The sequence below is a fragment of the Pseudomonas sp. VEM90 genome (assembly GCF_054611535.1).
Genome location: NZ_JBTRAR010000001.1, coordinates 177031 through 197214, shown reverse-complemented (window position 1 = coordinate 197214; position 20184 = coordinate 177031). Strand labels below are relative to the sequence as shown.

Annotated in this window: 16 protein-coding genes; 15 read left to right on the top strand and 1 reads right to left on the bottom strand. The window is 63.9% G+C overall.

Translation table 11 applies throughout. From position 1 onward, the window contains the following. Positions 1-67: 67 nt before the first annotated feature. The 15 genes from ACYCCG_RS00935 (at position 68) to ACYCCG_RS00865 (ending at position 19673) form a co-directional block, all read left to right on the top strand. Positions 68-1558, top strand: coding sequence for a BcsE family c-di-GMP-binding protein (locus ACYCCG_RS00935; RefSeq protein WP_339533840.1), 1491 nt, complete (start codon positions 68-70; stop codon positions 1556-1558). Next, on the top strand, positions 1555-1740 hold the full coding sequence (gene bcsF, locus ACYCCG_RS00930; RefSeq protein ID WP_176684142.1) for a cellulose biosynthesis protein BcsF: 186 nt from the start codon (positions 1555-1557) through the stop codon (positions 1738-1740). The genes ACYCCG_RS00935 and bcsF overlap by 4 nt, the downstream gene beginning before the upstream one ends. Next, entirely contained in the window at positions 1733-3346 is a 1614-nt protein-coding gene (gene bcsG, locus ACYCCG_RS00925; RefSeq protein WP_339443154.1) for a cellulose biosynthesis protein BcsG, read from the top strand. The genes bcsF and bcsG overlap by 8 nt, the downstream gene beginning before the upstream one ends. Then, positions 3343-3561 carry a cellulose biosynthesis protein BcsR gene (gene bcsR / locus ACYCCG_RS00920; protein WP_209966682.1) on the top strand — a complete coding sequence of 73 codons (219 nt, stop codon included), beginning with the start codon at positions 3343-3345 and terminating at the stop codon, positions 3559-3561. The genes bcsG and bcsR overlap by 4 nt, the downstream gene beginning before the upstream one ends. Then, complete coding sequence (gene bcsQ, locus ACYCCG_RS00915; RefSeq protein WP_176684139.1) at positions 3558-4265, top strand: cellulose biosynthesis protein BcsQ; 708 nt, start codon at positions 3558-3560, stop codon at positions 4263-4265. Before bcsR ends, bcsQ begins: the two co-directional genes overlap by 4 nt. Continuing rightward, a complete protein-coding gene (bcsA, locus tag ACYCCG_RS00910; RefSeq protein ID WP_459669185.1) occupies positions 4262-6871 on the top strand; it encodes a UDP-forming cellulose synthase catalytic subunit in 2610 nt (869 codons plus the stop codon). The genes bcsQ and bcsA overlap by 4 nt, the downstream gene beginning before the upstream one ends. Further along, positions 6868-9156 (top strand): cellulose biosynthesis cyclic di-GMP-binding regulatory protein BcsB, encoded by a 2289-nt coding sequence (gene bcsB / locus ACYCCG_RS00905; RefSeq protein WP_339443156.1) that lies wholly within the window; start codon positions 6868-6870, stop codon positions 9154-9156. Before bcsA ends, bcsB begins: the two co-directional genes overlap by 4 nt. Further along, positions 9156-10271: a cellulose synthase complex periplasmic endoglucanase BcsZ gene (gene bcsZ / locus ACYCCG_RS00900; protein WP_209966674.1), complete on the top strand. Its 1116-nt coding sequence runs from the start codon at positions 9156-9158 to the stop codon at positions 10269-10271. The genes bcsB and bcsZ overlap by 1 nt, the downstream gene beginning before the upstream one ends. Continuing rightward, positions 10259-13777, top strand: a complete 3519-nt coding sequence (gene bcsC / locus ACYCCG_RS00895; protein WP_339443158.1) for a cellulose synthase complex outer membrane protein BcsC — start codon at positions 10259-10261, stop codon at positions 13775-13777. The genes bcsZ and bcsC overlap by 13 nt, the downstream gene beginning before the upstream one ends. A 337-nt stretch (positions 13778-14114) precedes the next feature. Further along, the gene (gene dapA / locus ACYCCG_RS00890) at positions 14115-14981 is read left to right on the top strand and encodes a 4-hydroxy-tetrahydrodipicolinate synthase (RefSeq protein WP_209966669.1); all 867 of its coding nucleotides are present in this window, start codon (positions 14115-14117) and stop codon (positions 14979-14981) included. A 186-nt stretch (positions 14982-15167) separates the two neighbouring features. After that, on the top strand, positions 15168-16211 hold the full coding sequence (locus tag ACYCCG_RS00885) for an aliphatic amidase (protein ID WP_176684133.1): 1044 nt from the start codon (positions 15168-15170) through the stop codon (positions 16209-16211). Between the two features lie 55 nt (positions 16212-16266). Next, positions 16267-17388: an AAA family ATPase gene (locus tag ACYCCG_RS00880; protein ID WP_459669184.1), complete on the top strand. Its 1122-nt coding sequence runs from the start codon at positions 16267-16269 to the stop codon at positions 17386-17388. A 21-nt stretch (positions 17389-17409) separates the two neighbouring features. Further along, entirely contained in the window at positions 17410-18567 is a 1158-nt protein-coding gene (locus ACYCCG_RS00875) for a transporter substrate-binding domain-containing protein (protein ID WP_245355072.1), read from the top strand. Further along, positions 18564-19148 carry an ANTAR domain-containing response regulator gene (locus ACYCCG_RS00870; RefSeq protein WP_012052055.1) on the top strand — a complete coding sequence of 195 codons (585 nt, stop codon included), beginning with the start codon at positions 18564-18566 and terminating at the stop codon, positions 19146-19148. Before ACYCCG_RS00875 ends, ACYCCG_RS00870 begins: the two co-directional genes overlap by 4 nt. Positions 19149-19160: 12 nt before the next feature. After that, positions 19161-19673 carry an AmiS/UreI family transporter gene (locus ACYCCG_RS00865; RefSeq protein ID WP_209966662.1) on the top strand — a complete coding sequence of 171 codons (513 nt, stop codon included), beginning with the start codon at positions 19161-19163 and terminating at the stop codon, positions 19671-19673. 36 nt (positions 19674-19709) lie between these two features. Here ACYCCG_RS00865 and ACYCCG_RS00860 read toward each other — a convergent pair whose 3' ends face one another. Next, complete coding sequence (locus ACYCCG_RS00860; protein WP_176684129.1) at positions 19710-20156, bottom strand: GNAT family N-acetyltransferase; 447 nt, start codon at positions 20154-20156, stop codon at positions 19710-19712. Positions 20157-20184 lie beyond the last annotated feature (28 nt).

Here is a 20184-nt window from a genome sequence, read left to right as displayed (position 1 = left end):
TGTGACACATTCCGCCTTCAAACCGTTTCAATTTACCTTTTGCAGAGCCAGTGTTTTGACTAATGGAATGCAGTTGTTGGCGATTTCCGGCCTGAGCGTCGAGAGCAGCCAGCTTCATCAACAAGGACTGTACTGGTTAGCCTGTGACGCCGCCGAAGACGCCTCCTTGCTATGCCGCCAGGTAGTCGAAGGCATGCCCGATAATACCAGGGCAGCCTTGATCGCCGATGCGCAAGCCATGGATGACGTGCTGGGTGCGCTCGACGCAACGCGCGGCCCGGCCGAGCTGGCACTGTATGAGGCCAACTCGCAAGCCACCCGTTATCTGGTTGAAGACCTGCCTCGTCTTGATGCCCATGGGCGTGTGCTGGTGCTGCTGGCACCGGCACACGCCTGGCTGGATAGCGAAGTCGAGCACTGGTGCAATGCGCTGCGCACGGCATTGTTGGCTGAAGCGGCGTTGCTGCTGGTCGTCAGTGGGGGGCAGAGCACTGCCTTGGTCGAGCGTCTGCGCGTTTTCAACCAGTGCCTCGACGGCCTGGGGCAGGTGTACCGCGGCAAAGGTGGGGTACGCTACCTGCAGCATTTCTGGAGCAACCCGCTTGGCAAAGCAGCCACCCGGGACATGGAGCTGACTCGGCTGAGCGCGGGCTTTGCCGTTGCTGCCGCGCCTCAGGCACCCAGCGACACCGGTGGTGACGAGTTGCTGTGCCTGGCCCAGCGCCCGGTACTGGAAGGCGCGCCAGCCTTCTCCGAACACTGGCAGGTCTGCGAAAGCTTTGAGGAACTGGGGGGCAAAGCCAGCCGGGCGGTGTCTGCCACGGTGATCTTTGCCATGGACGGTGGGCAGCGTCTGGATAGCCTGGCGCGCCAACTGCACCACCTGCGGCAGTCGCGTGGCAACGCCTTGAAGCTGGTCGTGCGCGAAATGGCGCCGACCCTGCGTTATCAGGACGAACAGTTGCTGCTGGCTTGTGGTGCCAGCCAGATCGTGCCGTTCGGTGCCAGCTTGTCACGCTTCCTGACCATGGTGGAGAGCATCCAGGGTTACGTCTGGCGTCGACACCTGCCAACCGACTTCGATGCCTTGCTGGCACGTCTGCGGCCGCTGGCCATCTGCGGATTGGTAGCGCCACGGGCGTTCGCCGATGCAGTGCAAAGCATGTGGCACGGGGTGCGCAACGGCGAAATCGTCCACCAGTTGCTGGTGTTGCGTCCGGCGCCTGGCCTGACCCCGCTGCAGGCTTGCTCGCGTACGGTATTCCGCCGTGATGGCGACATTGCCTGCGTGGTTGGCGAGGTGCTGTTCCTGTTCCTGTTCGCCTGCCGCTCCGAAGGGGTCGAGCAAGCGCTTGACCACATCTTCCAGCTGTCATGGAAAGAGCTGTTCATCAGCCAGGAGGTACTTGCCGGCGTCGACAGCCTGGCCACTCCGGCCTTCCTCGACAGCAACCTACCGCAGCCACCCCGGAGCGACACGGCGGCGCAACTGCCTGCACAGGCATGGTCGGCGCTGGCACCGCGCAAGGTCGGCCTGGCCAAGCGGGGTAGCGCATGAACTTCGTGCAACTGCTGCAGGTGGTCGGCATTACTGCTCTCGTCACGCTGGGCCTGGCCTTGTTGCTAGTGCGCCTGAGTTCGGCATTACGTGGCGGGTTGCGCCGTCGCCTTCCCCCCCGCTACCTGAAACCGCTGGGCGTACGCCGCCGCGCTGCACGCCAGGAACCCCAGAATGACTAATACCACCATCACCCTCCCGGTACTGGCCCGCTGGCCTGGACTGGGAGGGTGGAACCTCTATTTTTTTGCAAAGTTTCTGCTGGTCGCACTTGGCATGCTCGACTTCCAGGCGCTGCCGAACCTGTTGTTCGCTGCGTTTCTGCTTGTCCCTTTGCCGGGCAAGTGGCTGCGTATTGCCCGGCAACTGCTGGCGGTGCCAATCGGCATCGCGCTGTTCTACCAGGACACCTGGCTGCCACCCTTCAGCCGCCTGCTGGCGCAGCCGGGGGTGCTGGACTTCTCGTGGGACTATCTACTCGAACTGCTGGGCCGCTTCATCAACTGGAACCTGCTGGGGGCGCTGGCAATGTTGCTGGTGGGTTACCTGTACCTACGCCATTGGCTGCGCCTGAGCACCCTGAGCCTGCTGGGGTTGGCATGGCTGTCGGTTGGCGGCTTGCCGTCGCTGGGTGCAGGCCAGGCGCCCGGCGTGGCGGCGCGCACCGCAGCCGAACCCGCGCCAGCCACTGCAGTAGCCGACAATGCCACGCTCGACAGCTGGCTTGAGCGCTTCTTCGCCAGTGAGCGCGAGCGGGTGACGGCGTTCCCGGCCGTGAATGCCGATGAGCAACCGTTCGACCTGCTGGTGATCAACATCTGCTCGCTGGCCTGGGATGACCTGTCTGCCGTGGGGCTACGGGACAACCCGCTGTTGTCGCGCATGGACGTGATCTTCGACCAGTTCAACTCGGCGACCTCTTACAGCGGCCCGGCCGCCATCCGTGTGCTGCGAGCCAGCTGCGGGCAGTCGTCGCACGCAGGCCTGTACCAACCGGCCCCGGAGCAGTGCCTGTTGTTCCAGAACCTGGCCCGGCTGGGTTTCCAGAGCAATACCTTGCTCAACCACAGCGGCCGGTTCGACAACTTCATCGGCGACATTACCCAGCAGCACATGCCGCAACCGGGCATGCGAAATACCGACTTCCCACGGGCACTGGTGGGCTTCGACGGCTCGCCGATTGCCAGTGACCTGGATGTATTGCGCCGTTGGTGGGGGCAACGCAAAGGTACCCCGGACGAGCATGTGTCACTGTTCTACAACAGCATCAGCCTGCATGACGGCAACCGTATCGTCACTGCCGACGGCGGTACCCGCGTGGCCGACTATGCCACCCGCGCCAATCGCCTGTTTGGCGAGCTTGGCACCTTCCTTGACGAACTGGAGCGCAGTGGCCGCCGGGTAGTGGTGGCCATTGTCCCTGAGCATGGGGCCGCGTTGCATGGTGACCGCATGCAGTTGTCTGGCATGCGCGAAATTCCCACGCCGTCGATTACCCATGTGCCGGTCGGCCTTAAGTTCATCGGCATGGGCCAGCCTGCCCGCAACGAGCCGCTGCGGGTCACAGCTGCCACCAGCTACCTGGCGTTGTCCGAGCTGATCTCGCGTGTGTATGCGGGCCTCGGCCAGCAGCAGGTGCTGGATGTGCCCGGCCTGCTGACCGACCTGCCAACCACCGAGCAGGTTGCCGAAACCTCTGGCGCACAGGTGCTGAATTACCAGGGGCGTGCCTACATGCGCCTGCAAGGCCAGCCTGACTGGCAGCCGATCCCCAAGGAGCGCCCATGATCACTGGCAAGGCAGACCCGTCCGACCGTAGCGACGATATTGCCCAGTTGCGCCAGCACCTGGACATGCCAGAGCTGAACTATCAGGACATCTCGATGCTGGTGGGCGTTCAGCAGGCCCTGCAGCGCTGGCCATTGCTGGGTGAAAGCTGCAGGGCCAGCAGCGACGATGCGCTGTACGCGGCTGTCACCCAGCGCGAGAGGATCGTGCCATGACCAGCCTGGCATTGCATGGGGTGCGCGGAGGCCTGGGGCGCAGCGCCTTGCTGGCTGCATTGGGCTACGCGCTGCAGGGCGTGGGCGAACGGGTGCTGTTGATTGACCTGTGCCCCAGCAACTTGCTCGGGCTGCACTTCAACCTGCCGCTGAATACATCCGAGGGCTGGGCGCTGGCCGAGCGGGAAGGGCGGCCATTCAGTGATGCCGTGTACGAGGTGCTCGATGGCCTGTGCCTGCTGCCGTACGGCAACCTGGCCGACGGTGCGCAGCACCGTGTGCCCGATGCGCAGTCATGGCGCGCCCGCCAGGTCGAGCTGGCCAAGCATTTCGACTGGCTGTTGTACGACCTGCCGCAATTGCCGGGCGATACCGCCGGCAACGGCATCGAGACTGATGTACGGGTACTGGTGGCGGAAGCCGAAATGGCCAGCCACCTGCTGCTCGGGCGCCGCCCGGTCGAGCACTTCGACATGCTGCTGGTCAACCGCTACGACCCGGCCAGCCGCTTGCAGAGCGACCTGTTGATGGTGTGGCGTGATCTGTTCCGTGATCGCTTGCCGATCCAGGTGGTCCATCGCGACGAAGCCTTCCTCGAAGCGCTGGCGTACAAGGCACCTCTTGGCCTTTACGCACCGCAGAGCCTGGCCTGCCGTGATGTGCAGAGCTTGGCGGTGCGCTGTCTGACGAGGCGCCAGCCGTGACCCTGACCCCTCTGTCGGCCTATACCTGGTTCAAAGTCCGTGGCACGCGCCTGCCGGTTGCATGGCTGTTCACCCTCGGCGCGTGGCTGGCCTTCCTGTTCCTGCGCCTGGAGTCTCCTGCCTGGCAAGCGCTGCTGGCCGAGCGCCAACGCCTGTACCCGCAGCTGGCGGGCAAGCGCCCCACGCTGGGTGACCCGCTACGCCTGTTGATCCAGAGCCTGTGGTTGTTGCTGCGGCGCCAACCGCAGGCACGTACTGCAGGGCCTGGCCGCCGCGCATTGGGCGCAGTGCGCATGCACCTGCGGGGGGCAGGCGGGGTGGCGCGCCACTACCGCGGCCTGCTGATCGATGCACTGCACCAGGTGCCTGCGCGCTACCGCGCCAGTGCTTTCAGGCACGAAGCCTCGGCACGCCTGCGCGGCCTGAACGCGGTTGCCCGGCGGACGTTCTACAGCGTGCTGACGGTGTTCGCCCTCAGCCTCGCCCTGCTGTGTGTGACCGAGCCGTTCGGCTACCTGGCGCAGCTGATGTTCATCTGCCTGCTGCTGGTCATCGCCATGCTGGTGCGACACATGCCGGGGCGTTTCCCGACTTTGATGCTGATCGTGCTGTCGACCATCATCTCCTGCCGCTATCTGTGGTGGCGCTACACCTCGACCCTGAACTGGAACGACAACACCGACTTGGTATTCGGGGTGATCCTGTTGGCGGCAGAAACCTATTCGTGGTTCGTGCTGATCCTGGGTTACATCCAGACCAGCTGGCCATTGCAGCGCAAGCCGGCGAACCTCCCGGCCAACACCCGGCATTGGCCAACCGTCGATTTGCTGATCCCCACCTACAACGAAGACCTGTCAGTGGTGCGCACCACGGTAATGGCCGCGCTGGGCCTGGACTGGCCACGCGAGTGCCTGCGCATCTACATCCTCGATGATGGCCGCCGCGACACGTTTCGTGCCTTTGCCGACGAAGTCGGGGTGGGCTATATCGTGCGGCCCGACAGCAAGCATGCCAAGGCCGGCAACCTCAACCATGCGCTGGGCGTCACCGACAGCGAGTTGATCGCCATCTTCGACTGCGACCATGTACCGGTGCGCTCCTTCCTGCAACTGACCGTGGGCTGGTTTCTCAAGGACTCGAAACTGGCGCTGGTGCAGACACCGCACCATTTCTTCTCTCCTGACCCGTTCGAGCGCAACCTCGGCTCGTTCCGCCGCCGCCCCAACGAAGGGGAGCTGTTCTACGGCCTGATCCAGGACGGCAACGATATGTGGAACGCGGCGTTTTTCTGCGGCTCTTGTGCCGTGCTGCGCCGCACCGCGCTGGAAAGCATCGGTGGTTTTGCCGTCGAGACTGTGACCGAAGATGCCCACACCGCCCTGCGCCTGCATCGCCAAGGGTGGACGTCGGCCTACCTGAGCATTCCGCAGGCCGCGGGTCTGGCCACCGAAAGCCTGTCGGCGCACATCGGCCAGCGCATTCGCTGGGCCCGTGGCATGGTGCAGATCTTCCGCACCGACAACCCGCTGTTCGGGCGTGGCCTTAGCCTGTTCCAGCGGGTGTGCTACGCCAACGCGATGCTGCACTTCCTGGCCGGCCTGCCGCGGCTGGTGTTCCTGACGGCGCCTCTGGCGTTCCTGTTGCTGCATGCCTACATCATCTACGCACCGGCATTGATGATTCTGCTGTACGTGCTGCCGCACATGATCCACGCCAGCCTGACCAACTCGCGGATGCAGGGCAAGTACCGACAAACCTTCTGGGGCGAGGTCTACGAGACCGTACTGGCCTGGTACATCGCCCGCCCGACCACGGTGGCGCTGTTCGCGCCGAAAAAAGGCACGTTCAACGTCACCGCCAAGGGCGGCCTGATGGAGCAGGAACAGTTCGACTGGCGCATCGCCCAACCTTACCTGTGGCTGGCAGCGCTCAACGTGGTGGGTCTGGGCTTTGCGGTGTGGCGCCTGGTCACCGGCCCGGCGGCAGAAATCGGCACGGTGATCGTCAGCTCGCTGTGGGTGATCTACAACCTGCTGATCATCGGTGCCGCAGTTGCGGTGGCCGCCGAAGTGCGCCAGGTGCGCCGCGCCCATCGGGTGCAGATGCGCTTGCCGGCTGGGTTGATGCTGGCCAGCGGTCATGCCTACCCCTGCACCCTGGTCGACTACTCCGACGGTGGTGTCGGCCTGCAGGTACAGCCAGGTCTGGAGCTGAACCCGGGGGAGCAGGTACACCTGCTGCTCAACCGCGGCCAGCGAGAGTTCGCCTTCCAGGCGAGTGTCACCCGTACTGTCGGGCAACACGTGGGCCTGGTGTTCCACGACCTCGCCCTGCAGCAGCGCATCGACCTGGTCCACTGCACCTTTGCTCGCGCCGATGCCTGGCTTGGCTGGAACGAGCAGCACGAGGTCGAGCGCCCACTGCGCAGCCTGATCGATGTGTTGAAGCTGGGCGGCGTCGGTTACGTGCGTCTGGTCGAGCACATGCCGCCATGGCTGCGGGCGTGGTTGCGCCCACTGCGTTCGCTGGCGCTGTGGCTGGCCAGCTACTGGCCCCGCACACCGCGGGCAATCCCTTCCATGAACCCTGTTGATCGAGACGCATGATGACTGGTTATCCCGCGCGTACCTGGGGCCTGGCGATGGCGCTGTTTACCGCCTTGTCGCAGAGCGCCGCTGCTGCTCCTGTAGCCCCGCTTGCCGAGCCTGCGGTACCCACAACCACGGTACCAAACTGGCCGGTTGTGAAAACCTTCGAGCAGCTTGGGCATGCGTCCGACAGCCTGCTGCTGGGGGTACGCAACAGCGAGCATATCGAGTTCGGCCTGCGTCGCGATCGCCTGGCCACCGATGCCAGCTTGCAACTGGACTACACGCCTTCGCCAGCCTTGCTGCCGAACCTGTCGCACTTGCGTGTCTACCTCAACGACGAGCTGATGGGCGTAGTTCCGGTGGAAAAGGAGCAGTTGGGCCAGCGTGTACGTCGCCAGCTGCCGTTGGACCCGAAACTGCTCGGCGACTTCAACCGGGTACGTCTGGAGTTTGTCGGACACTATACCGATGTCTGCGAAGACCCGGCGCACAGCGGCCTGTGGCTTAACCTTAACCGCAAGAGCCAGGTACAGTTGCACGAGCAGGCGCTGGTGCTGGAAAACGACCTGGCGTATTTCCCGTTGCCGTTCTTCGATACTCGCGACACCGGCAAGGTAGTACTGCCGGTGGTGTTCAGCGGCGTGCCGAGCCTGGGCGAGCAGCGTGCGGCGGCAATCCTGGCATCCTACTTCGGCAGCCAGGCCGGTTGGCGCAAGGCCAGCTTCCCTGTGCTGTACAACCACCTGCCGGCCCGTGGCGAAAAACCTGCACCGAGCATCGTGTTTGCCAGCAACGACCGTCGCCCTGCGTTCCTCGCCGATCTGCAGCAGTTCCCGCCAGTCGACGGCCCCGTGCTGCAGGTGATCGATCATCCGGACGACCGCTTCAGCAAAGTGCTGCTGGTGCTGGGCCGTAACGACGACGACCTGATCAAGGCCGCCTCGGCGCTGGCGGTCGGCAACAATCTGTTCCGTGGCGCGCGCGTCAAAGTGGAGCAGATGACCGCGCTGCAACCGCGTCAGCCCTACGATGCGCCGAACTGGACGCGCACCGACCGGCCGGTACGGTTTGCCGAGCTGCTGGATTACCCCGAGCAACTGCAAGTCAGCGGCCTGCAACCGCGGCCGGTGACACTGGAACTGAACCTGCCGCCCGACTTGTTCGTCTGGCGCAACCAGGGTATTCCGCTGCGCACCCTGTACCGCTATACGGCGCCAGCGGTGACCGACGAATCGCGCCTGAGCATCAGCGTCAACGATCAGTACATCACAAGCATGCCGCTGGTGGGCAATGACCGGCGCGGCGGTACCCTTGAGGAAATGCGCCTGGCAGTGCTGTCCGGTGACAACACTGCATTGACCGAGAACTCGCTGGTGCCGGCGCTGAAGATTGGCGACCGCAACCGCCTGCGCTTCGACTTCAGCTTTGCCAGCACCCTGGGCAGCGCCCAGCGCGATCGCTGCCAGACCTCGCTGCCGGTGGACGTGCGTGCAGCGATCGACGACAGCTCCACCATCGACCTTTCCGGTTACCACCATTACATCGCCATGCCCGACCTGCGTGCATTCGCCCGCAGTGGCTTCCCGTTCAGCCGCATGGCCGACCTGTCCGAGACGCTGGTCATCATGCCGGCCAAACCTACGGCGATGCAGGTCGGCACTTTGCTCGACACGGTTGGCGGGTTGGCCGGACAGATCGGTTACCCGGCGCTTGGCCTGCAATTGATCGACGACTGGCAACAGGCCGCAGCGGCAGATGCCGACTTGCTGCTGATCGGCAGCCTGCCCGAGGCCCTGCGCGATGCGCCCAACCTTGGCCTGTTGCTCAGCGCCCAGCGTGACTGGTTACTGCAGGGCCGCAGCGCATCGTTGCCCGGCGGCCAGCGTTTCGATACTGAGCCGGTGGCTGCAAGCAGCCGCGTGGCGGTCAGCGCCCAGGCGCCGATTGCGGCCATCACCGGGCTGAAGTCGCCGTTCCATGAGCAGCGCAGTGTTGTGGCCTTGCTGGCCAACAGCGACAGCGATTATGCATTGCTGCGCGACGTGCTTGGCGATGTGGGCAAGCTTGATGCGGTGGCGGGTTCGGTAACGCTGGTACGCAGCAGTGGCGTGAGCAGCCAGTTCGTCGGCGAGCACTACTTCGTGGGCGCGCTGCCGTGGTGGCTGCTGCTGTGGTTCCACTTGTCCGAGCACCCTGTGTTGCTGGCGGTGATCGCGGCTGTTTGTGTGGTGCTGTTCGCCTTCTTGTTGTGGCGGGCACTGCGCTGGGCTGGCAAGCGCCGCTTGGGTGAGGCGGGGTGATGATGCGCCAGATGCTGGTAGGGCTGGTCGCCTTGGGCCTGCCCGTTTTCGCCACTGCCGGGTCGGTTTGCCCATGGCCTGCCTGGGAGCGGTTCAAGGCCGAGCTGGTGAGTGTGGATGGCCGGGTCATCGACCCGAGTGACGAGCGCCTGATCACCACCTCGGAAGGGCAGAGTTACGCGCTGTTCTTCGCCCTGGTAGGCAACGACCGGCAAACCTTCGCGCAGTTGCTGCGTTGGACCAGCAACAACCTCGCCGAGGGTGACCTGGCCCGGCATCTGCCTGCCTGGCTGTGGGGCCGTGACGGGCAGCAGCAGTGGCAGGTGCTGGACGCCAACAACGCCAGTGATGCCGACCTGTGGATCGCCTACAGCCTGCTGGAAGCAGGGCGGTTGTGGGACCAGCCGGCCTACACGCAGCTGGGCCAGCACCTGCTGTGGCGTATCGCCGCGCAGACCGTGCGCAAGCTTCCAGGCCTCGGCGTGATGTTGCTGCCAGGTGACTACGGCTTCGAAGACGCCCAGGGTACCCGCCTGAACCCCAGCTACCTGCCGCTGCAGCTGCTCGAACGTTTCAGCGAGGTGGACCCATTGTGGGGTGAGCTGGCGGCCAACACGCGGCGTTTGTGGTTGGCATCGTCGCCAAAGGGCTTTGCCCCGGACTGGTTGCTGTGGACGCCGGCCGGAAAGCCAGCGGCAGACACGAAACATGGCAGTGCCGGTGATTATGACGCCATTCGCGTGTACCTGTGGGTCGGCATGTTGGCCGAGGGGGCGGCGCAACGCCGCGAACTGGTGGCCCATTATGCGCCGATGGCGGCATTGACCCAGCGCCAGGGGCTACCTCCTGAGCACCTGGATACACGCAGCGGTGAAGCCCGCGGCCATGGCCCGGCGGGTTTCTCTGCGGCCTTGCTGCCATTGCTTGCTGCCTCGCCTGAGCACGTGGCCGGCTTGGCGGCCCAGCGCCAGCGCTTGCGCGAACAGCCGATCGAGGCCAAGGCATATTACAGCCAGGTGCTGGCGCTGTTCGGCCAGGGCTTCGACGAGGCCCGTTACCGTTTTGACCCGCACGGCCACCTGTTGCCGGTCTGGAGCGCGCCATGCAGCGAATGATCGGCGTGTTGATGCTGGCGGCAATAACCTGCCAGGCAGATGCGCAACCCAAGGATATCGATGAACAGCGCCAATGGCTGCTGGACCAGGTACGCCGCGGCGAAGCGCTGCACCGTGACGACCTGGTGCGCGATGCGCTGGGCCGTTTGCAGTTGCTTGAACCGCGCAACCCGGACGTGTTGCTGGCGGCCTTGAGCCTGGCATTGCGCGAGAAGAACAGCAGTGAAGCCGAGCAGTTGAGTGCGCGGATCAGTGCCGTTGCGCCTGGCAGCCTGCAAGCACGTCAGGCCAGGCGCCTGCTTGAACTTCAACAACCGGCGCCTGCGCGGCGCTTGCAGCAGGCGCGTCTGCTGGCGGTTACCGGCCGTAACGAAGAGGCGCTGGCGGTGTACGAACAGTTGTTTGCCGGCGAACCACCCAGCCTTGAATTAGCCCTGGACTACTGGCGCGTGCGCGGCAATCTGCCAGGCCAACGCCCAGAGGCGATCCGCCAGTTGCAGCGGTTGGATCAGCAGTATCCAGGCAGTGCCGGGCTGCGCCAGACCTTGGCTGGCTGGTTGTTCGCCGAAAAGCGTGACCGCGAGGCCTTGGCCCTGCTCGATCAGCTGGCGCGAGACCCCGGTGCACGGGATGCCGCTGCCCAGCGCGAGTTCGACTACCTGTCCGGGCAAGCCGTGAGTGCCACCAGCGCGGCAGCCTGGCAAGCCTTTCTTCAGCGTTACCCGGCTTCACCGTTGTTGGCACAGGCCAGCGAGACCTTGCAACAGCAGCGCAAGCTGCTGGCCGACCCGGCATGGCAGGCCGGTCAACGGGGTAAGGCGTTGCTCGACAAGGGCCGTAATGTCGAAGCCGAAACGCAGCTGCGCCGCGCCCTGCGCCAGTACCCGGGCGATGCCAGCCTGCAGGGGGCCCTGGGTTATGCGTTGATGCGCCAGGGCCGCCATGAAGACGCCCATGCTGCGTTCCGCGCGGCGAGCGCCAAGGAGCAGGACACCTACCGGATCAGCCAATGGAAGGACCTGGAGTCGTCCAGCCAGTATTGGGCCCTGCTGAAAAAAGCCGAGCGGGCCTTGGCGGCGAAAGACGTGCGCGGTGCGCGCACACTTTACCGGCAGGCTCGCCAGCAACGGCCAAAGGATGAATACGCGTTGTTGGGCCTGGCAGATGTCTCGCTGGCCGAGGGCGATGTGGCGGCTGCCGAGCGGCAGTACCTGCAGGTACGGCGTATGGCGCCGGATAACGAAAGTGCCGTGCGTGGCTTGATGCGCGTTTACCAGGCGCAATCGCCAGGCAAGGCGCAGGCATACCTGGACAGCCTGCCCCCACGGCAGCAGGCGCAGTTCGCCAGCCTGCGACGCAGCCTGGAACTTGCGCGGTTACGCCAGCAAGGGGACGAAGCCCTGCAGCGCGAGGACTGGTCGACGGCCAGCCACGTGCTGGGCCAGGCCGCGGCTCTGGCCCCCGATGAGCCTTGGCTGGTGTATCAGCTGGCCAACAGTCTGCGTCACCAAGGGCGCAATGGCGAGGCCGACGGGGCATTTGCCAGGCTGGTGCAGCACCAGCCACGTGATCCGGCAACGCGCTATGCCCACGGCCTGTTCCTGGCGTCCAGCGACCGTGATGCCTTGGCTCTGGACAGTCTGAGGGCGGTACCTCAGGCGACCTGGAACGCGGACATGCACGCGTTGGAGCAGCGTGTTCAACGGCGTATGACCCTGGCCTCTGCGCAGCAGTTGCAGGCACAAGGCCGCAGTGCCGAGGCGACAGCCTTGCTTGAAGCCGGCCTGGCGCGTGGTGAAGGTAGCCCGGACGACTTGATGCTGTTGGCTGACTGGGCAGCAGCGCGTGGTGAACATGGCAAGGCGCGCAGCTATTACCAGCGTGTACTGGTCGTGCAGCCTGGGCGTCCTGATGCACGCCTTGGGGTGATGGAAAGCGCCTTGGCCGAAGGCAACCTGCAGCAGGCCCGGCACATGCTGGGCGTGAAGGTGCCACAATTTGCCGCTGATGACGGCAACGCCCAGCGGCGCCTGGCGGCGGTGTGGACCGCGTTGGGCGAACACGATCAGGCGGCCAGGCTGCTTGACCGTGTTGCAGCGCAGCAGACGCGCCCCGATCCGTTGTTACGGCGCGACGCCGCCCGCCTGGTAGCGCAGGATGATCCTCAACGAGCACTGGACCTTTATGCGGCGGCGATGGCCGATGCACAGTTGCTGGACCGTGCTGCCGTAGCGCCACGGGATGACCGTGCATTGACCCTGGCCAGCCGCGAGCAGGATGGCGACGACTGGCTGGCCCGCAGCCTGCGCAGTGATGTGGATGCCCTGTATCGCCAGCGCAATACCCATGTGACGCTGATGCATGACTACGGCTGGCGCGAGGATGACGGTACGCCCGGCACGTCGGAACTGAGTACCCAGTCGACCTTGTTGCATGTCGACACTCCTTGGCAGGAGGGCACCGCGTTTGCGCGGGTAGAGCGCATTGGCATGGATGCGGGGTCGTTCGAGCCGAACGATCAGGGGCGCTACACCCCCGACTTCGGCAGTTGCCAGTTTGTTGGCCAGACCGCTGACGGCAAAACACTGCCCGCGTGCACGGGGGGATCGCAGACTGCAAGCGGCAGTCTGTTGGCGTTGGGTTGGCAGGGCAGCCGCTGGGCGTTCGACCTGGGCACCACCCAGGGCTATGCAATCAACAACTGGCTGGGCGGCGCAACGGTCAACGGTGACCTCGGGCAGGTTGGCTGGTCGCTGACCGCCTCGCGCCGGTCGATGAGCAATTCATTGCTGTCGTTCGCCGGCGCACGCGACCGCCCGACGGGCGTGCGCTGGGGCGGGGTCACTGCCAATGGCGCCACGCTCGGCCTGAGCTGGGACCAAGGTGGCGACAACGGGGTGTGGGCCAGCCTGGGGTACCATTGGCTGTACGGCGAAAACGTGGCCGACAACCAGCGGACCCGGGCCATGGCCGGCTTTTACCACCGCGTGGTGGAAAAGGCCGACGAGCGTGTGCGTGTAGGCGTGACGCTGATGCACTGGCGCCACGACAAGGACCTGGGCGGCTACAGCCTGGGGCAGGGCGGTTATTACAGCCCGCAGCGTTACAGTTCGGTGGGCGTGCCGGTCAGTTATGCCTGGCGCAACTACGACTGGTCGCTGCTGCTGGAAGGTTCCGTCAGCTGGTCTCAGGCCCATAGTGGCAGTAGCCGCTTGTACCCGGACGCACACATCAACCGCAAGATACTGGCGCAATATAGCGTCGATTCCAACCTCAATGCGATGACTGAAGCCAGCGACAGCAGTGGGTTGGGCTACCGCCTGCGCGGGCTGTTCGAACGGCGCCTGAGTGACCAGTGGGTACTGGGCGGCGGCTTCGACTGGCAGCACAGCGATGACTATGCGCCTAGCCATGGCATGCTCTACCTGCGCTACCTGTTCGAACCGTGGCGAGGCAACCTGGCCCTGCCGGTGACACCACTGGAGCCTTACAGCGAGTGGCGGTGACGGCAATCGCGGCGTTGCAAGGGGCGCGCCTGCACGGGGCGATGCGGGCCAAGGGTTGACACCAGGCACGCCGCCCCACCATTATCCAGCCATACCTACGCAACGGGCTTGCCAGCATGTCCCCATCCAACCACGCCATTTCCGCTTCGGGCTTCATCGCCCAGGCAGGCGCGTGCGTTGCCGTTGCCAAGAAATCCAAGAAACAGCCGCTCATCTGACCGAGGCGCGCTGTCTCGTCAGGTGGGCTGACGAGACAGAAGGCGCCAGGTATCCCTGCCACCACCTCCACTCTTCGCCCTGCTGACGCTGACTTTCGGTCAACATCAGGAGTTTTTGCATGTCGAATTTCCGTGGTATCTGGATCGCCCTCGTCACGCCAATGCGCGCCAATGAAATCGACTTCCCAGGCCTGGAAAGGCTGGTGAAGAAGCTGCTCGAAGACGGTGTGGCCGGTTTTGTGGTGTGCGGTACCACGGGGGAGGCGGCGGCATTGTCCAAGGTCGAGCAACTGGCGGTGCTGGATGCCGTGCTGGCCTGGGTGGAGCCGGGCAGGGTGGTGATGGGCCTGTCAGGTTACAACCTGCGTGAGTTGCTGGCCTTCCAGGCTGAAATCCAGCAGCGTGACATTGGCGGGCTGCTGGTGCCCGCACCTTGCTATATCCGCCCTTCGCAGGCCGGCATCGAAGCTTTCTTCGCCACCGTGGCCGATGCCGCCAGCGTGCCAGTGATCGTCTACGACATTCCCTACCGCACCGGCGTGCGCATCGAACGCGAAACCCTGCGCCGTATCGTGCGCCATCCACGCATTGCGGCAGTGAAAGACTGTGGCGGTGACAGCGAGACGACCATGGCCCTGATCGAGGACGGCCACGCCCAGGTGCTGGCCGGTGAAGACCTGCAGATCTTCAATAACCTCTGCCTGGGTGGGGCTGGGGCCATTTCAGCCTCCGCGCATGTGCGCGCCGACCTGTACGTACGCATGGTGCAGCAGGTCGACAGCGGCGATTGGGCCGCCGCGCGTGGTACGTTCTACCAGTTGCTGCCCTGGATCAAGGTGGCTTTTACCGAGCCCAACCCGGCTGTGGTCAAGGCGGCGTTGCAGCTGCAAAGCCTGATTGCAGACGAGCTGCGCGAGCCCATGCAGGCGTGCACGAATACCACCCGAGACAAGCTGCAAAGCGTGCTGTGCTCACTCGGCGCCTGAAGCGGCAACGGTTGATGGCGGGTTGACAAGCCGCCACACCCGGCATATACCGTTGGTTGTCAGGAGCCGCGCATCAATGGCGATGTCGCGGCCTCCACACCGAACCCCAAAGAGCAAATGAGCTCTCTCCGCATGCGGAGAGGGCTTTTTTTCGTCCCTGGAAAATAACAACAAGAGGTGGTCAACATGCGTCATGGTGATATTTCCAGCAGCAATGACACCGTCGGCGTCGCCGTGGTCAACTATAAGATGCCGCGCCTGCATACCCGCGATGAAGTGCTCGAAAACGCCAGAAAAATCGCCGACATCATTGTCGGCATGAAGCAGGGGCTGCCGGGCATGGACCTGGTGATTTTTCCGGAGTACAGCCTGCAGGGCATCATGTATGACCCGGCCGAAATGATGGAAACCGCCGTGGCCATACCCGGCGTGGAAACCGAAGTGTTCGCCCAGGCCTGCCGCAAGGCCAACGTCTGGGGCGTGTTTTCGCTGACCGGCGAGCGCCATGAAGAGCACCCGCGCAAATCCCCCTATAACACCCTGGTGCTGATCGACAACAACGGCGAGATCGTGCAGAAGTACCGCAAGATCATCCCCTGGTGTCCGATCGAGGGCTGGTACCCGGGCGACCAGACCTACGTTGCCGATGGCCCCAAGGGCCTGAAGATCAGCATGATCATCTGCGATGACGGCAACTACCCGGAAATCTGGCGCGATTGCGCCATGAAAGGCGCCGAGCTGATCGTGCGCTGCCAGGGGTACATGTATCCGGCCAAGGACCAGCAGGTGCTCATGGCCAAGGCCATGGCGTGGGCTAACAACTGCTATGTTGCAGTGGCCAACGCCGCGGGCTTCGATGGTGTGTATTCCTACTTCGGTCACTCGGCAATCATCGGTTTCGATGGCCGTACACTTGGCGAGTGCGGTGAAGAGGAGATGGGTATCCAGTACGCCCAGCTGTCGATCTCGCAAATTCGCGATGCGCGGCAGAACGACCAGTCGCAAAACCACCTGTACAAGATCCTGCACCGTGGCTACAGCGGTATGCATTTGTCTGGCGACGGCGACCGCGGCATTGCCGAATGCCCATTCGAGTTCTATCGCACCTGGGTGCTGGATGCCGAGAAGGCCCGCGAGGACGTCGAGGCCCTGACCCGGCGCACCTCGGGGGTGGCGCAGTGCCCGGTCGGCAGTCTTCCCTACGATGCCAAGGAAAAGGAAGCCCGCTGACGGGCTTGCCCAGCGTGCCTGCGGGCACGCTGTTTCACAAAGCGAGGGGAAGACCATGCCGTTCCTGAACGACCTGCTGGAGCAGACGCGTCGCGATGCGTCCTCCAGCGCTGCACTGAATGCCGAAAACTGCCACACCCGGGCAATCGTCGAGACCCACCAGCGTAGCGAAGACACCCTGCAGTCGCGTTTCCGCTTCGATGTCGCTGCCGTCATGCAGGTAGTACGCAACGAAGTACTGGGCCAGGACGAAGCCTTGCAGGCCATCGAAGATGTGCTCACGGTGGTGCGGGCGGATATTCTCGACCCGCGCCGGCCGCTGTTCACGGCACTGTTCCTCGGCCCGACCGGAGTCGGCAAGACCGAGGTCGTGCGTGCCCTGGCCCGCGCCCTGCACGGTGATGCCGATGCCTACTGCCGGGTCGACATGAATACGCTGGCCCAGGAACACTACGCCGCCGCCCTGACCGGCGCGCCACCGGGCTATGCTGGCGCCAAGGAGGGCCGCACGCTGTTCGACCAGGCGCTGCTGGACGGAAGCCAGGGACGCCCGGGGATCGTGCTGTTCGATGAGCTGGAAAAGGCCAGCAAGGAGGTGTCCCAGGCGCTGCTCAATGTGTTTGACAACGGCCTGCTGCGCTTGGCCTCCGGTGAAAAGAGCTGCAATTTTCGTAACACGCTGGTGTTCATGACCAGCAACCTGGCGGCAGACGAAATACGCCAGCACAGGCTGGGCCCGCTGGCGTCGCTGCGGCGCCTGCTTGGCCTGCAGGCAGCGCGCCGCGAGCGTTTGCCGGGTCTGGTGCGGCGGCGCCTGGTGAAGCGTTTTTCTGCCGAGTTCGTCAACCGCATCGACAGCACCGTGGTGTTCAATGCCATCGAACAGGAGGTGGGCGAGCGCATCGTTGAACTGGAGGTGTCACGCCTGAACCGGCGCCTTGCCAAGCATCACTGCCGCCTGCAGCTGGATGCTGCGGTGGTTGGCAAGCTGGCCAGCGAAGGCCATGACCTGGAGTTTGGCGCGCGTGCGCTCAAGCGCTTTATCCGCCATGAGCTGGAAGTGCCACTGGCCGAGTACCTGCTCGGTAACCGCATCCCATGCCGGGCAGAAGTGACGTGCATGACGGTGGCCGGCCACCTCGAGCGCGGGCGCATCCGTTTTTCGTTGCCGACATGATGGTTGTCACAGGATGGTGTGATGAGTAGACAAGACAGGCAATTGAAGGTGGGCTTGCTGTTCGCCGAAACCGGCGTTACCGCAGCCATTGAACGCTCGCAGCGCTGTGGCGCGCTGCTGGCGGTAGAACAGGTTAACCGCGAGGGGGGAGTGCTCGGCCAGCCGGTGCTGACCCTGGTCGGCGACCCCGGAGGCGACCCGGACCGTTATCGCAACCTGTGTGACGACTATGTGCGCAACCACGGCGTGCGCCTGATGCTCGGCTGCTACATGTCGCACACCCGCAAAGCCGTGATGCCCGTCATCGAGCGCGCCGATGGCTTGCTGTTCTATCCCACGCCCTACGAGGGCTTCGAGTACTCGCCCAATATCATCTACGGCGGCCCGGCACCCAACCAGAACAGCGCGCCGCTGGCGGCATACCTGACACGTCATTACGGCGCCAGGGTCGCCTTCGTCGGTTCCGACTACATCTACCCGCGGGAAAGCAACCATGTCATGCGTCACCTGTACAAGCAGCATGGCGGCGAAGTGGTGGAAGAAGTCTACATGCCCCTGTACCCCTCGGCCGATGACTTGGCCCTGGTGGTCGAGCGAGTGGTACGTTCTGCCCCGGATGTGGTGTTTTCGACCGTGGTCGGTACGGGGACGGCAAGCTTTTATCAAGCAATAGCACAGCGCTATGGCAGTGGCCCTCGGCCGCCGATCGCCAGCTTGACTACCAGCGAGGCAGAAATTGCCGAAATGGGGGCCGAGGTGGCTCACGGCAACATCGTCGTGGCACCGTACTTCACCAGCGTCGAGTCGCCGCAAAGCAATGCATTCGTCAGTCAGTGCCGTGCGTTCTTTCCGGCCGATGTGCGCATCACTGCCTGGGCCGAGGCGGCGTATTGCCAGATGCGCATGCTGTGCCAGGCGGTGAATGCCACCGGCAGCCTGGAGGTGGAAGTGATCCGCAATCACCTGTACTACACGAGCATGGATAGCCCCCAGGGCAGGGTGCAGGTGGAGCAGCAGAACAACCATTCGCACCTGTTTTCACGCATTGGCGAGATCGATGCAAGCGGGCAGATCTGCATCAAATGGCAATCGCCTACGACCATCCGTCCTGACCCCTATGTGGTGGTTCACAACCTGGACGACTGGACTGCGAGCATGATGGGAGGCGGCCCCTCATGAGCACTTCGAACATCCTGAACACGCTGCGTGAACTGCACGTGGGCATTGTTTGTCCGCCCAGTGAAATCACTGATGCCCTGGTACTGCAACTGATGCGCATCGGCTGCTCGGTGAAGCAGTGCTGGCCACCGCCCAAGGCCTTCGACACCCACACTGACCTGGTGTTCTGCGGGGTGTTCGAAGGCCGCCACCATGCCGAGCTGGGCAAGCTGCTGGCCCAGGGCGGCGTACGCCTGACCGCCATCGCCTTGGTGGAGTACGAGAGCCCGACCATTCTTTCGCAAATCCTGGAGCTGGGGTGTCACGGCGTGATGGTGCTGCCGCTGGACAACCACAAGGTGCTTCCGGCGTTGGTGTGCGCCAGAAGCAACAGTGAGGCCCAGGCCCGCTTGATGCAGAAAAATGCCCAGTTGCAGGAGCGTCTGGAGCACCAGGCCGACATCAACAAAGCCAAGGTCCTGCTGATGGCGGCCCAGGGCTGGCAGGAGCCTGAAGCCCATGCCTACTTGTCGAAAGAGGCGATGAAACAGCGGTTGTCGATGCTGGAAATGGCAAGAAAAACCCTAAAACAATTCGAATGAGAAGAGGTTGCCATGTTGTACGGACTGGTTCTGCTGTATGTGGGTGCAGTGTTGTTCATCAACAGCATCTGGCTGATGGGGCGTATCACCGACCGCGAAGTGACGGTGATCAACCTGTTTGTCGGTTTGCTCAGCCTGTTGGTGGCGGTCTACCTGATCTTCGTGGTGGGCTCGGACGAAGGCATCAAGGCCGGAGCCTTGACCCTCCTGTTCGCCTTTACCTACCTGTGGGTGGCCGCCAACCAGATGTTGCAGGTAGATGGACGCGGGCTAGGCTGGTTCTGCCTGTTCGTCAGCGTGACGGCGCTGGTGGTGACAGTCAGTTCCATCCCTGGCGCCGAAGGGCTGTTGAGGGTGTGGGATGTGCTGAACTGGGCGGCGTGGACGGTGTTGTGGTTCAGCTTTTTCCTGCTGCTGGCGCTGGCCAGGAAGATCCAGCGTCTGGTGGCGGCAATGACCTTGCTGTGCGCGATCTTCACAGCCTGGGTGCCCGGGTTGTTGATCTTGTGGCAGCAGATGGGCTGACGACCATGCGCCCGCTGTGGAGCAGCCTTGCGCTGCTTACGGCAGGCGCTTTTCCATCGGCTGATACACCAGCCCGGCAAGCTCGCCCACGTCGCCTGCCGGGGTAAAGCCGTAGCGTTGGTAAGCGGGTACAGAAGACAATGATGCCTTTACCGTCACCACCTCAGTTCTGGCATGCTCCAGTGCTGCGTTCATCAGGCGCTTGCCTATGCCCTGGCGTTGCAGGCCTGGTGCAATGAACAGCATCGCAACGTGACGGCCTTCCTTGAGCTCGATCAGCCCTGCGATAGCGCCTTCGACAAAACAGGCCAGCATGAGGTTGTCACCCTGCATGCGCTCGGCAAACGCCTGGGGTGCCGACACCTGGGTAAAGGTCTCGATACCTTGCGCCGACAGCGTGGGCGCGACCGCCTGCATGAAGGCATCCATGCACAAGGCGCAGGCCTGGGGGAGGTCGTCAGGGGTGAGCGTGCGTACTTGCATGGTAATCGTCCTTGTATGGTTTCCTTCT